The organism is Alkalilimnicola ehrlichii (assembly GCF_003399765.1).
GTDB lineage: Bacteria > Pseudomonadota > Gammaproteobacteria > Nitrococcales > AK92 > AK92.
Window position 1 is genome coordinate 211889 of the sequence record NZ_NFZV01000005.1, and the last position, 15924, is coordinate 227812.

General features: G+C 58.2%; 10 protein-coding genes and 3 pseudogenes. 9 read left to right on the top strand and 4 right to left on the bottom strand.

The genetic code is table 11. The annotated features are described in order from the left end of the window. Positions 1-69 precede the first annotated feature (69 nt). Complete coding sequence (locus CAI21_RS07190) at positions 70-870, top strand: 1-acyl-sn-glycerol-3-phosphate acyltransferase (RefSeq protein ID WP_116301655.1); 801 nt, start codon at positions 70-72, stop codon at positions 868-870. On the opposite strand, the gene CAI21_RS07195 is transcribed toward CAI21_RS07190, so the two are convergent. Beyond that, on the bottom strand, positions 858-2042 hold the full coding sequence (locus CAI21_RS07195) for an SUMF1/EgtB/PvdO family nonheme iron enzyme (protein WP_116301656.1): 1185 nt from the start codon (positions 2040-2042) through the stop codon (positions 858-860). The two genes, CAI21_RS07190 and CAI21_RS07195, sit on opposite strands and share 13 nt — an antisense overlap. Beyond that, positions 2039-2817: pseudogene (egtC, locus tag CAI21_RS07200) on the bottom strand (ergothioneine biosynthesis protein EgtC). Before egtC ends, CAI21_RS07195 begins: the two are co-directional and overlap by 4 nt. A gap of 313 nt (positions 2818-3130) precedes the next feature. Between egtC and egtD the strand changes: the two are divergent. After that, positions 3131-4087: an L-histidine N(alpha)-methyltransferase gene (gene egtD, locus CAI21_RS07205; RefSeq protein ID WP_116301657.1), complete on the top strand. Its 957-nt coding sequence runs from the start codon at positions 3131-3133 to the stop codon at positions 4085-4087. A gap of 42 nt (positions 4088-4129) precedes the next feature. On the opposite strand, the gene phnP is transcribed toward egtD, so the two are convergent. Together phnP and CAI21_RS07215 are read right to left on the bottom strand one after the other, a co-directional pair. After that, on the bottom strand, positions 4130-4885 hold the full coding sequence (phnP, locus tag CAI21_RS07210) for a phosphonate metabolism protein PhnP (protein WP_116301658.1): 756 nt from the start codon (positions 4883-4885) through the stop codon (positions 4130-4132). Positions 4886-5084: 199 nt separating this feature from the next. Next, positions 5085-6080 carry a porin gene (locus tag CAI21_RS07215; protein WP_116301659.1) on the bottom strand — a complete coding sequence of 332 codons (996 nt, stop codon included), beginning with the start codon at positions 6078-6080 and terminating at the stop codon, positions 5085-5087. 435 nt (positions 6081-6515) lie between these two features. Between CAI21_RS07215 and phoB the strand changes: the two are divergent. From phoB to phoU, 7 genes and pseudogenes are all read left to right on the top strand, one after another. Continuing rightward, positions 6516-7204: pseudogene (gene phoB, locus CAI21_RS07220) on the top strand (phosphate regulon transcriptional regulator PhoB). Then, entirely contained in the window at positions 7201-8520 is a 1320-nt protein-coding gene (phoR, locus tag CAI21_RS07225; RefSeq protein WP_116301660.1) for a phosphate regulon sensor histidine kinase PhoR, read from the top strand. The pseudogene phoB and the gene phoR overlap by 4 nt, the downstream one beginning before the upstream one ends. A gap of 354 nt (positions 8521-8874) precedes the next feature. Then, positions 8875-9774 (top strand): annotated as a pseudogene (locus CAI21_RS07230) (PstS family phosphate ABC transporter substrate-binding protein); the annotation flags it as partial. A 212-nt stretch (positions 9775-9986) separates the two neighbouring features. Then, positions 9987-12311, top strand: coding sequence for an ABC transporter permease subunit (locus tag CAI21_RS07235; RefSeq protein WP_116301662.1), 2325 nt, complete (start codon positions 9987-9989; stop codon positions 12309-12311). Positions 12312-12393: 82 nt separating this feature from the next. Next, positions 12394-14058, top strand: a complete 1665-nt coding sequence (gene pstA, locus CAI21_RS07240; RefSeq protein WP_116301663.1) for a phosphate ABC transporter permease PstA — start codon at positions 12394-12396, stop codon at positions 14056-14058. 10 nt (positions 14059-14068) lie between these two features. Next, positions 14069-14911: a phosphate ABC transporter ATP-binding protein PstB gene (gene pstB / locus CAI21_RS07245; protein WP_116301664.1), complete on the top strand. Its 843-nt coding sequence runs from the start codon at positions 14069-14071 to the stop codon at positions 14909-14911. An 18-nt stretch (positions 14912-14929) separates the two neighbouring features. Next, positions 14930-15661, top strand: a complete 732-nt coding sequence (phoU, locus tag CAI21_RS07250; RefSeq protein ID WP_116301665.1) for a phosphate signaling complex protein PhoU — start codon at positions 14930-14932, stop codon at positions 15659-15661. Positions 15662-15924 lie beyond the last annotated feature (263 nt).

Consider the following 15924-nt stretch of genomic DNA (forward strand, 5'->3'; position numbering starts at 1 on the left):
AATGCTAATCCGAAGAACGTCTGCTGTCGGTAGGCGGAGCCTGATCAACTGGTAGGAAAGTCGAGCTTTATGCTGTTGTTGCGGAAAGTGGTCCGTTTGCCGTTAGCGTTTCTTTGGCTGCTCGTCGGTGTGCTGTGGATTCGCGGTGCGCTACTGTGGGATCGCCTGCGCGGACGGCCTCGGTATCAAGGCGCGGCTCGTTGCGCGCAAGCATGGTGGTGTCGCGGTTTGTGCCGTTTACTCGGTATACGCGTTCAAATAGAAGGCGAGTCGCTAGCAGCCGGGCCGGTACTTGTCGTCGCTAACCATATTTCTTGGCTGGATATCCCGGTTTTCGCCGCCTATTGGCCATTAGCTTTTTTGAGTAAGTCGGAGGTTCGCCGCTGGCCTTTGGTTGGAGGTGTGGCGAGCGGCCTTGGTACCTTGTATATCGAGCGTGGCGAACGGGATGGTGCTGCGCGTGCCGCCGAGCGGATGCGGGAGCGCTTAGCCGCTGGCGAGCGCGTTTTATTTTTCCCCGAAGGTACGACGAGCGAAGGCTTTGGGTTATTGCCGTTTCGGCCTCGTTTACTGCAAGCGGCGTTGGATGCCGGGGCTGTGGTTCAGCCGGTGACGATTCGCTATACGGATGCTGACGGCACGATTAGCCGCTTGGCGCCTTTCATTAACGACACGCCGCTGATTCGTCATACGCTACGGCTGGCCGGCCAAGCCAGGATGAATGTGCGCATTCATGTTGGGCAGCCGATCGTAACCTTAGGCAAAGGACGAACCGACGTAGCGCGAGAAGCTCGGGCTGCGATGGCGGCATCGCTCGGGCTTGACGAGTTTGATGATGTGCCGGTCAAGACGGTGAGTCAGGCATCGTAAGCTAAACGGCAGCCGGAGAAGAGATAGCGCTTTTCGGGCGTGTGGAAATTTCGAAAACTGGCACATCCCCGGAGTATTTCTTCGCTGTATCGACTCCCGCCGCGTAACACGTAATGCCGTCCGTCGAACCAGGGGGTGGAATACCCCGCATAAGGAAAGCTGCGAAAGCCAGGATAAGGATGAAAGCGGTTAGCGCACCACTCCCACACTTGGCCGACCGATGCCATTCCGCCCGTCCGTAGCGCTGCTTCCCATTCGTATTCGTGCGGCAGGCGTCCGCCGGCCCAACGGGCGAAGGTTTCGGCTTCAAACCAGCTAAGCCCGCAAACAGGCGCCTCGGGCTGTAAAGCCTGCATTCCGTCCGGGCCGATTTGCCGCCATGCGCCATCGCGACGACGCCATAGACCGGGGGCTTGCGCACCGGAGCGCGCGAGCCATTCGCGACCTGGGGCGGACCATTCTCGGGGCCGTTGATACATCCCAGCCTCTATGAACATAAGGTATTCGCCGTTGGTGACGGGGCGGCGGGCGATTCGGCAACCGTTCAGCCGTACGTCTCGCTGCGGTTGCTCGTTGTCGAATACGCTTTCGGTCGAGCCTATGCGGTAATGGCCTTGCCGCAAGGAAATGCCGCTACCCGGTAACCAAGTCGGTCTTTGGGAGCTTTTCGCGCTATGGGTTACTGTGGCCAACGCGGGGGGCAGGTCGTTTGGCGCGTTGTCAGGCGATTTCTGGTATTGCGCCTGGGCAAGTGCCATTCGCATGGTTTCCAGATGTTGGGCGTGGTGTTCGCATAGGAAGCGGACGATGTAGGCATCTTGTGCAAGAGGGTGAGAAAGAGGGCCGTTTGCTAACAAGGCGCGATGCTCCGCCTGTTGCGCTTGCGACCAGGCTAACAGCGTGTCGCGCAGCGGTAAGCGAGCCCCGCGCCGTGCCTTCGGTGCGCGGTCCGGGAAATATAACTCATCCAGCTCGGTCGGCACTGCAAGATCAAGTAGGCATGCTTTGATCCAGTGTGCTTCGATAAACACACAATGCGCTAAATGCCAGCCCAAGGGGCTGAGGTCGGGGTGGAATTGACGATACAGCCACTCGTCGGGTTGCGCGGAGGTAAGCTCAAGCAGCCGCGCTTGTAGTTCCGCCAACCGAATTAGCGCCGTTTCCCATCTCATAGCTCGGTTAACAAGGGAGGCTCGTCGGGGTCGAGTACCAGCAGATGATGGGGCGGCAAAGGGCGCCAGAACTCGGAGTCCGTCAACGGCTCCGAGGCTACCACCTGAGCACCCGGGAACTGATCGTCGTCGGTCGTGTAATACAGGCTGGGGCATTCCGCTGCGATCGCGTGGCGGAGCGCATACACCCGTCTGCCATCGCTGATGACTACGTTTAGCAATAAGGTTTCCGCTTCCAGCCATCGGTTAAGTTGCTGACAAAGCCGGCGGAGTGCTTCCTCCAGAGAGACTTCCTCGTCCTCGCGATAGAATTGACGCAGGCAGGCGAAAAGATATTCCGAGTCGGTGTTGCCGTGAATGCCGGCTTCGATTTCCGGCAGCATCCAGCGTCGCATTAAAACCCGTGCGCGCTCGGCAAACGGTGCTATAAATCCGTTATGAAAGAAAATCAGCTCCTCGTCCATGAACGGTTGGGTGTTGGCCAGCCCGGTGGTGAAAGGATCGGTGGCGCTACGCACATAGGCGAGCCATAACGGCTGTTTAAGGCTACGCGCTAGGAAAGGAAGATTGCTGTCAGACCACATCGGTTGAGTTTGCCGATAAGCGCTAGGTTGATCGCGATCGTCGAACCAACCGATGCCGAAACCGTCGGCATTCATCAGCGCCGTACTCATTTCGCGCGGCTGCCAACTTTGTTTTAGTAGGCTATGCGACGGTTGCAGTAGAAAAGGCTCTAGTAGCAATGGGGGCCGAGATAAGCAGCAATGCGACACACGGTACGGTTCCTCTTCCTATTCTGGGCTGCAAAATGATGTGGGGACGAGCCGATGCTTTGGAAGAACCGGCGGCGTCCCTACTTCCAGGGAATTAACTGGAGGCTCCCAAGCATATTTGCTGTATGTCGGCGACAAGCTGCTTAGGCTAACGACCCCGCAGAGATGCTAAGTTTCTCGTTCCGGGCAAGCAGTGCTCGGTATCCTCTTAATCCTAGTAAATCGTTTAGCAAACAAAAGCAAGGTGGCAGGGATGGCTATCGGCAATTTTAGTTTGAATACAGAAATGGTTGAGGCGACCGACGATCGTTTCAGATGTATCCGGCTGCCGCCGGTGCGGCCGCCGTTGAGTATGGCGGCGAGGTGGCCGGCGGATTGTCGGCTTCGCCGCGTAGCGTACCTTCCAAGTACTTTTACGATGCGCGCGGCTCGGTGTTATTCGACCGGATTTGTCATACTCCGGAATACTACCCGACACGTACGGAAGACCGCCTATTGGCCGAGTCTGCGGCATCGATCGTTCATTATGCGAGGCCCGAGCACATTATCGAACTGGGTAGCGGAACATCGCGCAAAACCAGGCACTTGTTCGATGCTTGCGAAAAAGCCGAGCAAGCGGTGCATTACTGGCCGTTGGATGTCTGCGCGGAAATGCTGACCGACGCCGGTCTTGCCTTGCTAGCCGATTATCCTTGGTTAAGTATCACGGCGTTGGAAGCCGATTATTTGGCGGGCTTGGACGCATTGCCGGTAGCGGCCGGACGACGGCTGTTCGTGTTTTTAGGCGGCACCTTGGGTAATTTCGAACAGCAGCAAGCGGCTTGCTTTCTTCGCGAGTTGCGCGGCCTAATGGCCCCGGACGATTACTTGTTGTTGGGGCTCGATCGGGTAAAAGAGCCGTCGGTTCTGAAAGCGGCGTATAACGATGCGGCCGGTGTGACCGCCGAGTTCAATCTCAATATGTTGCATGTCCTAAACCGGGAGCTAGGCGCCGATTTCCCGGTCGATCGGTTTCGTCATCGAGCCGTTTATAACCGCCAAGCCGAGCGTATTGAGATGTACTTGATTGCTACCAAGGCCGTGGCGGTTTCGGTCGCGGCCTTGGGTGGGGTCTACCGCTTCGAGCCGGGCGACCGCTTGCTTACCGAAATCAGCCAGAAGTATTCTGGCGAGCGATTGGCCGCCTTGATGGCAGAGGCAGGCTTAGCCGAATGCGCGCATTTTACGCCGCCAAACCGTTACTTCTCGCTGCTATTGCTTAAAGCCGCCTGAGCGACCGCCGGCCAATGCTGCGGAAACGTCTCGGTAGTGGCGCTACAGTTCGATCGTCAGGCCGTCGTAGGCAGGGCGGACGTCGGCTGGCAAAGCATGCGGATGTTCCTGCAGATAGTTATCCAGTTCATGGCCGATATGGGTCAGCAGCGTTTGGTGCGGACGAATTAACGTGTGAATGGCCAATGCTAGATCGAGATCGTTGTGGTTACGGGGAGGTGTCTGCCGTGGCGGCTCGCTAGCGTCGATAACCAGCAGGTCGATTTCCTGGGCGGCGAGGAATTCGCAGCTTACCTCGGGTAAGCCAACGGTATCGGTTAGGTAGGCGATGCTGCGCTCGCCGTAGCGAAGATAATAACCAAGCGCCGGCCTGGAATGATAAAGCTTAATCGGTGTGATAGAGAAACCGCCGATCTGCAAAGGCACAAAGGCCTGAGCGCGGTGGGTGAAGTCGAAGATGCCGGGGTGTTTGTAAAGATCGTCGGCCCCTTTGGCATCGTTTGGGGAGATGACGGGAATCGGCTCGTGCACGCCCCAGCGGAGTCGAAACAAGCCCTGCACGTGATCCATATGGTAATGAGTCAACAAAATGGCTTGTAGCGTCCCGGCGGGAAAACGTTCGTCGAGATCGGGTAGCCCGGCATCGAGCAGGAGGTTGTCCGTTTCCGTTTCCAGAAAAGCCGAGCAGGCGCGGCGCCGGTAAGCCGAGTCCTGGCGCGCGCGTGCGCAGGCCGGACAGTTACAGCCGTATACGGGAACACCGGCGGCATTGCCGCTGCCGAGAATGGTTAATTGCATTCCTACGCCTCTGACTTTTGCTGCGGAGTGATCGAGCAGAAGATCGGTAAGCTCGACCGTGGCGGCGCGTTGTCGATAGCCGCCTGACTATTTCCCTCTCATAGCATCGGTCATTGGCAAATAAAGATAAACGAATTACGTCTTAAAAATTGAAGAAGAAGTGGCACATCCTTGTGCCGCAATAAGTGCTTCCGCGTCTTTAGAAGTTATAGATCATACCCAGAGACAAACCGCTGGCCGTTTCGCCGTCGGCTGCGGCGGTGCCGCCGCTACGAGCCTGGCGGTATGGGTCGGCGTTTTGGAAGTCGTCGTTCGACGTGAACGCGTAGTTAGCGTACACGGTAAAGTTGCTGGCCAAACGGTGATCGACGCCTAGGGCCACCATGGTGGCGTCGGCATCGTCCACATCTGCATCCAGCAGGTAGGCTTGTGCCTTCAGATTGGTCAGTCCGAGGTTGTAGCGGACGCCAACACCGTACATGTTGTCGGTGCGGTCGTCGTCGACGTCGGCCTGCTGTATTAAGCCTGTGAAGCGCAATGCACCTAGATCGTAAGCAGCGGCGAAACGCACGGCGCTGAGATCCTCGTCCGGGCTGTTGTGCTGTTCGTAGGCAATCGCCGCATACAGCGCCCCGTTGCGATAGGTGCCGGAAACGCTGATGGCGTCGTTATCGTTGTCATCGGTGCCGCCGGCATTATCGGTGTTGGTCGAGTATTGAACATCGGCGAAGAAGCCGGCCATGTTCGGCGTCCGGTAGTGGATACTGTTGCGGAAACGCTCGTCGAACCGCACCGTGCTGCGGGTGATGTTGCGGGCGTCACCGACTTGGTCGCCGAACAGGTCGACGCGGCTACGCAGCGTCTTCAGCGGGGTGTCGAACTTACCCAGACGCACCATGCCAAAATCGCCTTCGATACCGGCAAAGGTATCGCGGCTGGCAATTTCGCCGCCTTGTGTGTCGAAGCGGATTTCCGACTCGATCTGATAAATACCGCGTAAACCGTAGTCCAGGTCGTGCTTGCCACGGAAGCCCAGGCGGCTGGAATTGCTGGAAACGTTCACGGCGCTGTCGTCACCGTTGTCGAGGAAATCGACGGACAGGTGGGCGCGGCCGTAAACGTCGACGTCCGCACTCGCAACAGCGGGTGCGAGCAGTGCGGCTGCGGAGGCAAGGGCCATAATCTTGCGGTTCATAACGCTTTTCCTTTCTTTTGCCAGGGTTAGTACGCCATCTGACTTTAATCTTCGGGTTCAGAGCGTCTCCCTCGGCCCCTGGCGGTGTTGCGCCTCTCGCCAAGGGAGTCGCGCCATTGACTGCGAGACGCTCCCTGCGGGCGAGCCTGCGCACCAATACCGCGAACGCGCACAAGCTCGCTGAATCCGAAGATTGAAGTCAGATGGCGTACTGTTTACAGGTCGGCCTCGGCCGATGTCTGTCGAGCTGGCAAGATGCCGTTGCAGCGTTACAGTTTCGGGTCAAAAATGAGAAGATTTCCTGACAGAGCGCCTTGTTGCTGTCATTAAACTGTCACGTCCGTGAGATCTAATGGCAGCACGTTACATGACGGAGCCACCGAACAAGACGCTAGGCTTGTTCTGAGAATTGTATTCGTAATAGGCGATTAACTCATGGCGGTAAAAGTTTTAATCATTGAAGATGAGGCTGCCATTCGCGACATGGTTGCGTTGGCGCTGGCCCGGGAAGGTTACGAGGCGCATCAGGCAGAGTCGGGAGAGGAAGGTTTCTCGTTGCTAAACGAGGTCGTTCCGGATCTGATTTTGCTGGATTGGATGCTGCCGGGCATGAGCGGCGTCGACTTCGCAAAGCGGATCAAGAAAGACCCGCTGTGTCGGGATATCCCTATCATCATGTTGACGGCGCGCGGCGAGGAAGAGGACAAAGTCCGCGGCTTGAGCGTGGGCGCGGACGATTTCGTGACCAAGCCCTTTTCTCCTCGCGAGCTGATCGCTCGCATCAAAGCGGTGCTGCGTCGTGCGTCGCCGATGGCGGCCGATGAGGTTGTGGAAGTAGACGGCTTGGCGCTCGACCCGGTTAGCCATCGGGTGCGCGCCGAGGAAGGCAGCCTAGATCTCGGCCCTACCGAGTTCAAGCTCTTGCATTTTTTATGACGCATCAGGAGCGTGTCTTTACCCGCGGGCAGTTACTCGATAACGTGTGGGGCACTAATGTCTACGTCGAGGAGCGCACTGTGGACGTTCACATTCGCCGTCTTCGCAAGGCTCTCGCCGTCAGCGGTCACGACCGCTTGGTGCAAACCGTCCGGGGGGCCGGCTACCGGTTCTCTGCTAAGCCGTGATTCCTTATAACCCCTGGCCAGGCGTCCTTCTCCGGTGGGGTTTGCTTACCGCCGGTTTGGGCGTGCTCGGCTACCTTGTCAATCAACTGTTTCTGGTGCTGTTCTTAGGAACGCTGATTTACTTGGGATGGCACCTGAGTAATGTTGCCCGGCTTGAGTTCTGGCTACGCACGGATCGTCGCTTTGAGCCGCCGCATGGGCGTGGCTTATGGGAAGACATTTTTAACCATATTTACCGCTTGCAGAAACATCACCGGCAACGTCGTCGGCGCCTTATCGAAATGCTGCAGGCGTTTCGGGAATCGATCGACGCAATGCCGGATGCCGCTGTCGTATTGCGGGACGATGGCGAAATGCAGTGGTGGAACTCCGCGGCGGAGCATTTGCTGGGTTTGAAATGGCCGAAGGATGCTGGGCTGCGCCTGGAGAACCTATTCCGTAACCCTGAGTTCTCCGAGTTTATTCAGCGTACTTACGATAAACCCGAGCCGATTCGCTTGCCGTCGCCCGTCAACGAATCCATCGTCCTTGATATTCGCTTGGTCCCCTATGGGCGCAATCAGCGCTTGTTACTCGGCCGTGACGTTACGCGCCTGCAACGGCTAGAATCGATGCGGCGAGATTTCGTGGCTAACGTTTCGCATGAGCTACGTACGCCGTTGACGGTCATTCAAGGTGTGTCGGAAACCTTAGTCGAAGCCGATTTGGAGGCCGCCGACCGGCACGGTTTGGAGCTGATTCAACAGCAGGCGCAACGAATGGGGCGCCTGGTGGAGGATTTGTTGCAGCTGTCTCGATTGGAAACCAGTAGCCGGCCGGCAGACGTGGCCCCCGTAGACGTGCCGGCTATGCTGCACTCGCTGCGCCGTGAAGCCGAAACCTTGAGCGGAGATCGCGAGCATTTCCTACAGTTGGATGTGCGTACTCAATGTCAGGTTTTAGCGGACGAGGGCGAGTTGCGTAGCGCGTTCTCCAACCTGGTTTTCAATGCAGTCAATTACACGCCTCCAGGCGGGGCCATTACCTTAAAGTGGTGGTGCGATAAGGACGGCGCGCATTTCTCCGTTACCGACACCGGTATCGGTATTCCCGCTAAGCATATCCCCCGGTTGACCGAACGGTTTTACCGGGTCGATAGAGGGCGTAGCACTAAAACCGGCGGGACGGGGCTTGGGTTGGCTATCGTAAAGCATATTCTGCAACGCTACGACGCGCGTTTAGCGATTGAGAGCAAGCCGGGTGTCGGTAGTACCTTTAGTTGCCATTTTCCCATTCCCATGTGTTACCAAGATGCCGCCGCTAGTCGGGCGGGGTAGGTGCTTCTTGTCGGCGTAAGATTCCCAACCGTTGCGGTATCTTGAGATCCTAGTGGCCTGTGAAAAACGCCGTTGTCGCCGAGCGTTCTCGACGGCCATCGGGTTGGTCTTGCTTGTGTGTTCGGTAACTTTAATCTTTGCTTAACGCTACATGGACTTGTCACGTTGCTTTCACTGTTCTGTCATCTATCGCTCCTATAGTGAGCACCGTCGTCGGGCAGGTGACTAACGTAAGCCGCCCACTATCGATGAACCAACGCTCAGTTAAGGAGTGCGTGAAATGACGCGGAAAATAATGACCGGCCTCGCTGCAGCGGCGCTGATGTTCAGTGCGGGGGCGGGGCAGAACGCGTTCAGGTTGATGCGAACCTGCCCGTGTATTCTGAAGTGTCCGGCGTATCCGGCAGCCTAAGCTCGATGGGTTCCGATACCCTGAATAACCTGATGACTCTGTGGGCAGAAGAGTTCAACAGCTTCTATCCGAACGTCAACATCCAGATTCAGGGCGCCGGCTCTTCCACTGCGCCGACGGCGTTAACCGAAGGTACCGCCAACTTCGGTCCGATGAGCCGGGCGATGCGCGACAGCGAAATCGCAGCGTTCGAAGCAGCTCACGGCTATCCGCCGACGCTGGTTCGGGTGGCGATCGACACCTTGGCGGTTTTCGTCAATCGGGATAACCCGATCGAAGGGCTGACGCTGGAGCAGGTCGACGCGATCTTCTCCTCCACCCGTCGTTGCGGCGGGCCGCAGGATATCACCCGTTGGGGCCAAGTCGGCCTGGGCGGCGCTTGGCAGAACCGCGACTTCACCTTGTACTCGCGTAACGCCGTATCCGGTACTTACGGCTACTTCCGGCAGCACGCGCTGTGCGACGGCGATTTCAAAAACTCGATTAACGAACAGCCGGGTTCGGCTTCCGTTGTTCAGGGTGTGAGCGAGTCCATCAACGGCATTGGCTACTCCGGCATGGGTTATGCCACCTCCGGCGTCCGCGCGATCAAACTGGGCCGCGAGGAAGGCAGACTGTTCGAGCCTAACGCTGAGAATGCCGTGTCCGGGGATTATCCGCTGGCGCGTTTCCTCTACCTGTACGTCAACAAACATCCGGAGCGGGATCTGGCGCCGCGTGAAAAGGAATTCCTGCGCCTGGTGCTGTCTCAGCAGGGTCAAGAGGTGACGGTTCGCGACGGCTTCTTGCCGCTGCCGGAGTCCTTGGCTAAGCAGGAGCGTCAGCGCCTGGGTATCGAATAAGAAACCGTAACGGTTCTTAAAAGAAGTTTAACGGCCCCTAATGGGGCCGTTTCTTTTACTGACGGTAGAGCGTTTTCGGCACCACCGGACTCAGCCTGCTTCGTTCAGCCTTTCCTGTTTTCGTAATAATAGTTTCCCGAGGCTGTAACAAATCCGTCATCTATCCCGCCTATGATGCCCGGCAGTTGTCGTAGAAGCCTTTGAGGGGCCGCATGAACGATCTTGCCAATCCTGCCGGAGTCGCCGGCAAGCTGCGAAAAGAGCGCAGCCTATTGCCGACGGGGGAACGTCTCGCCAGACTGCGCCGTTGGCGCAACATAAAAGACCAGCTTGCCCGGTACGGTATCGGTATCTTTGGTCTCGGTGTTATCTTTTGCCTTGGGCTGATTTTCGTTTACTTGTTCAGCGAAGTCGTGCCGCTGTTTCGTAGCGCTGCGGTTACTCAAGGCGCCGTGTACGCGGCGCCGGGACCGATCGATGGCGTAAGAACGGCACAGGTTGCTTCCGACCGTCATAACTCGCTTGGCGTTCGGCTAACCGATGCCGGACACGCGCTCTTCTTCTCGCCCGAAACCGGGGAAGTCCTGGAGCAAAAGATACTACCTTTGCCCGCCGACGTTGCGGTTACTGCCCGTGCAAGAGCCGAAGCGCGCAGCCGCACGGTGGCGATAGGCCTAGATAACGGGCATGTGCTGATCGCCGCCTACGGTTTCGACGAAGTGTTCAGGGGCGGGGCGCGACAGGTCAGCGGTTCGTTGGAGTATCCGGTCGCGGTCGACGGCGATCCCTTGCTGGACGTCGCCGGCGACGGCACGGCGGTTCGCAACTTAGCGGTACAGCGCGGGGCGCGAGGGATTGCTTTGGCCGCAGAGCTGGCGGATGGGCGTTTGGTGTTGGTCCGCTTCGAGGAAACACGGTCGTTTCTTACCGGCGAAACTACGGTCGAGCGCAAGCAATATGAGCTGGAACGCCCGCCGAGTAACGCGGCCATCACTCGCATGCTGTTGGACGGCACCAACCGTAGCTTGCTGGTGGGCGATGCCGACGGGCAAGTGCATTACTACGATATTGCGCGTCCGGCGGACGGGCAGGTGCGCGATAGCCGGCGTGTGATGCAAGACCCGAATGCCGCGGTTACGTCGATGGAGTACCTGCTCGGCTCGGTGTCCTTAATCGTTGGCGGCTCCGACGGTTCGGTCAGTCAGTGGTTTTTGGTACGCGATGCGGACAACATCGGTCGTCTGACCCACATCCGCGATTTCGAGTCGCATGCCGCGCCGGTGCGCGCGATCGCGCCGGAGTATGCGCGTAAAGGGTTCGCCACCGCCGATGCCGACGGTACGATCAAATTGCATTACGCCACCTCCGAAAGAACCTTGGCGACCTACGGCGGCATTGGTACGGCGCCGCGAGCGTTATCTTTCGGCCCCCGTGCCAACGCCCTATATGCCGTCGGCGAGGACGAGCGGTTGCATCGGCTTATCGTACGTAATCCGCACCCGGAAGTGTCGTTCTCGGCGTTTTGGCAGAAGGTGTGGTACGAAGGGCGTTCAGAGCCGGATTACGTGTGGCAATCCTCCTCCGCCACGGACGAGTTCGAACCGAAGTTCTCGCTCGTGCCGCTGACGGTCGGCACCATTAAGGCAGCCTTTTACGCCATGTTATTCGCTGTTCCGTTAGCGATCATGGCGGCCATTTATAGCGCTTACTTCATGTCGGCCCGCCTGCGCGGCTACGTGAAGCCGACTATCGAAATCATGGAAGCCTTGCCCACCGTTATTCTTGGCTTCCTGGCCGGCTTGTGGTTGGCGCCTTTCATCGAAAATAACCTACCGGCGGTAGCCAGTATTCTGCTCCTAATGCCTTTGCTGATGGTGGCGTTCGGTTTTATCTGGACCCGTTTGGTTTCGGCTGAGTGGCGGGCGCGGATTCCGGTCGGCTGGGAAGCTGCGCTGCTGATTCCGGTGGTGATTTTGGTCGGTTGGTTGTCGGTTTCCCTAAGCCCGCTTCTGGAAGTCGCCTTATTCGGCGGGGACGCTCGGCAGTGGCTGACCGACGTCGGCATCACCTACGACCAACGCAATGCCTTAGTGGTGGGGATTGCGATGGGCTTTGCCGTTATTCCAACGATTTACTCGATCTCGGAAGATGCGATCTTCAACGTGCCGAAGCACCTGACGCAAGGCTCGCTGGCCTTGGGCGCCACCCCTTGGCAGACGATGACGCGTGTTGTGCTGTTGACGGCAAGCCCCGGTATTTTCTCCGCCGTGATGATCGGCATGGGCCGGGCGGTCGGCGAGACCATGATCGTACTGATGGCGACCGGCAACAGCCCGATCGTCAACTTCAATATCTTCGAAGGCATGCGCACCCTGTCAGCCAATATCGCCGTGGAAATGCCGGAAGCGGCGGTGGGCGGTACGCATTTCCGGATCTTGTTCTTAGCCGCCTTGGTGCTGTTCGTCATCACCTTCGTGATGAACACCGTCGCCGAAATCGTCCGGCAGCGGCTGCGCCAGAAATACAGCGCATTGTAACGCGGGGGGATGCCATGAGCGTCGGGCAACGAATGGTAGCGGCAGCCGGTATGTTGAGCCGGGGCTGCGTGGAGGTGAAAGCATGAAAGAGTGGATGCGGTCAGGCACCCCCTGGGTTTGGCTTACCGGCGGCGCCGTCGCAGTCAGCTTAGTGATGGTCCTCGGACTTCTGCTAATGATCGGCGTGCGCGGGCTTGGGCACTTCTGGCCCTCGGCGGTAGTGGAGTTCGACTATGCCCAAGAAGGGCAACAGCCGGTACGGGTTTTGGGCGAGCTCAGCCGCTCCGAGACCTTGACCGCGGCGGCCATGCGCGAGGCCGGCCACGCCGTGCCGGAGGACCAAGAAATTGTTGTCCGCCATCTCATTAAGCGAGGCAATCGCGATGTTACCGGCAGCGATTTCGTGTGGTACCTGGGCAGCTACAGCTCCGAGTGGCGTTATCCCAGCGATGCGATGGTGTTGGAGCGGCTGACGTGGGGCGATTTCATTGGCTATCTGCGGGAATATAGGGAAGACGGAGAGGTCATCGTCAGCGGCAGTGAGGCGCGGCAGGCCTTCGAAGCCCGTCTCCAGGAAACGCAGCGGATGGTGCGGGAGATTGCTCACATCGAGCGCGTCGAAATTGGCGCGGTCAACCGTGAAATGGAGCGCCTGCGGCTGGTTGAGCGCGGCCTAAATCTGCGTGACGAGCTCGGCGCAGCCGAGCGGGAGCAGCGGCAGGCGGAGCTTGCTGCGGAGCGGGCGGAGCTGGACGCTGAGTACGCGGCGCTGCAAGCCCGCCGTAATGACTTACGCAGCGAACTGCGTCGCTATAGCATCGTCGCCGAGGTCATGGACGGGCGCATGCAGGAAATCCAGCTGGGCGAAATCGTGAAGGCCTGGTGGCCGAACGATATGGGGTTTTTCGCCAAGCTCGGATTCTACGGCCAGAGCTTTTGGGATTTCATCAGCGGTTTTCCGCGCGAAGCAAATACCGAAGGCGGCATCCTGCCCGCTATCTTCGGCACGGTTATGATGGTCATGATCATGTCGGTGGTCGTGACGCCGTTCGGGGTAATGGCGGCGATCTATCTGCGCGAGTATGCCAAACAAGGGCCGTTAACACGCGCCATCCGGATTTCGGTGAATAATCTGGCGGGCGTGCCTTCCATCGTTTTCGGGGTGTTCGGCTTAGGCTTTTTCGTCTACTTCATTGGCGGCGGCATCGATCAGGTGTTCTACCAAGAAGCCTTACCTTCCCCCACCTACGGCGGTCCCGCGATCATCTGGGCTTCGTTAACGTTAGCGTTGTTGACGCTGCCGGTGGTTATCGTCTCGACCGAGGAGGGCTTGTCCCGTATTCCGGCTTCGATCCGGCAGGGGAGTTTGGCTTTAGGGGCGACCAAGGCGGAAACGCTATGGCGGGTCGTTGTGCCCTTGTCCGCTCCGGCGATGATGACGGGTTTGATCCTTGCCGTGGCGCGTGCTGCGGGTGAGGTCGCGCCGCTCATGCTGGTCGGCGTGGTTAAACTTGCGCCGAGCTTGCCGGTAGACGGTACGGCGCCGTACCTGCACCTGGATCGCGCCTTTATGCACTTAGGTTTCCATATCTTCGATGTCGGCTTCCAAAGCCCTAATGTCGAAGCCGGCCGGCCTTTGGTTTACGCCACGGCACTCGTGCTGGTGCTGATTATCATCATTCTTAACTTGACGGCGATCGCGATCCGCAACCGGCTCCGCGAGAAGTACAAGGCCGAGAGCGACTGAGGATAAGCTCATGACTGAAACGAAATCTCCTTTGACCCATGCGGTCGATCCCAGCCTGCTGAGCTCAAGCCGTGCCGAAAAACTACGCCTCGAGCAAGAAGCCGCGGCGCTGGAGGTGAAGAACCTGAACGCCTACTACGGCAAGGATCACGCGTTGAAGAATATCAACATGATGATCCCGGCAAAGCGGGTCACGGCCTTCATCGGCCCGTCCGGTTGCGGCAAATCGACCTTGCTGCGCTGCTTTAACCGGATGAACGATTTGATCGACGCTTTCCACGCCGAGGGCGAGATCACGCTGGACGGCAAGAACATCTACGACAAGCGCGTCGACGTTGCCGAACTTCGGCGCCAGGTCGGCATGGTGTTCCAGAAGCCGAACCCGTTCCCGAAGTCGATTTACGAAAACGTTGCTTACGGGCTACGTTTGCAGGGCGTGCGCAACCGGCGTTACCTGGATGAAGTGGTGGAAAAGTCCCTACGCCGGGCGGCGCTCTGGGACGAAGTTAAAGACCGACTGCATGAAAATGCCCATGGCCTTTCAGGCGGTCAGCAACAGCGTTTGGTGATTGCGCGGGCGGTGGCCATCGAGCCGGAAGTGTTGTTGCTCGACGAGCCGGCTTCGGCGCTCGATCCGTTAGCGACGTTAAAGATCGAAGAGTTGATCTTCGAGCTGAAGGAGCACTATACCATCGTCATCGTTACCCATAACATGCAGCAAGCGGCGCGGGTGTCGGACTATACGGCTTTGATGTATATGGGCGAGCTGGTGGAATATTCCGACACCGATACGCTCTTCACGACGCCGGCAAAGAAACAGACCGAAGATTACATCACCGGCCGCTACGGTTAAGCGTGAGGAGGCTCGAACATGGATAACAAGAGTTTTACTAAGCATATTTCGCACCGCTTCAACGAGGAGTTGGAAGAAATCGTCAATCGGGTGATGGCGATGGGCGGTTTGGTCGAGCAGCAGTTGGCCGACGCCTTGTCGGCGCTGATCGAAGGCGACGACGAGCGCGGCGAGAAGGTGCTCGGAACCGATGTCGAAGTCAATGCGCTTGAAGTCGCCCTCGACGAAGATTGCGTCCATGTCCTTGCGCGTCGACAACCGGCGGCCAGCGACTTGCGGCTAGTGCTCGCTGTTATCAAAACGATCACCGATTTAGAGCGGATTGGCGATGAAGCCGAGCGGATCGGCCGCATGGCCATGCACCTGGCGGAGATTGGGCGCGGCAGCGAGGTGATGACGGAGTTCGAGCATCTTGGCAATCACGTTCGCTTCATGCTGCGAGGCGCGCTCGATGCCTTTGCGCGAATGGATGCAGAGCACGCCGTGCTAGTGGCCAAGTCCGACATTCAAGCGGACCGGCAGTATGAAATCATCATGCGCGGCTTGGTTGAGAGGATGAAGGAAAGCCCGGCGGAAGTACCCCGAATGATGGATTTCATTTGGGCGGCGCGAGCTTTGGAGCGTATCGGCGACCGCGCCTGTAATATCTGCGAGTACGTCATTTACTTCGTGAAGGGTAAGGATGTGCGTCACATTAGTGTCGAGCAGATGGAAGAGCGGGTGGGCGTGAAGTCGGAGGTGACTGAGTAGTAGGTTGTTGGTGGTTAGTTTCTGGTGTTGGTGGTTAAGTTTGGTGCGCTGCGCGCGATGGATTTAGAAGGCGGCGTCTGGGGCCTGCGCTTAGTCGCGATTGCCGTAGCGATGCATAACGGCCTGTTTCGCCCTCCTGGGCGAGTCCCTTTTGGCTCAGACCCTCCCTGGTCTTCGGCCTTCGGCTCGCTTAGCGCACCTCATTCGCTCCCGGCGAATGAGTCTTTGCGTCGCCAAAGAAAAGGAACCAAAAGAAAGGCGAC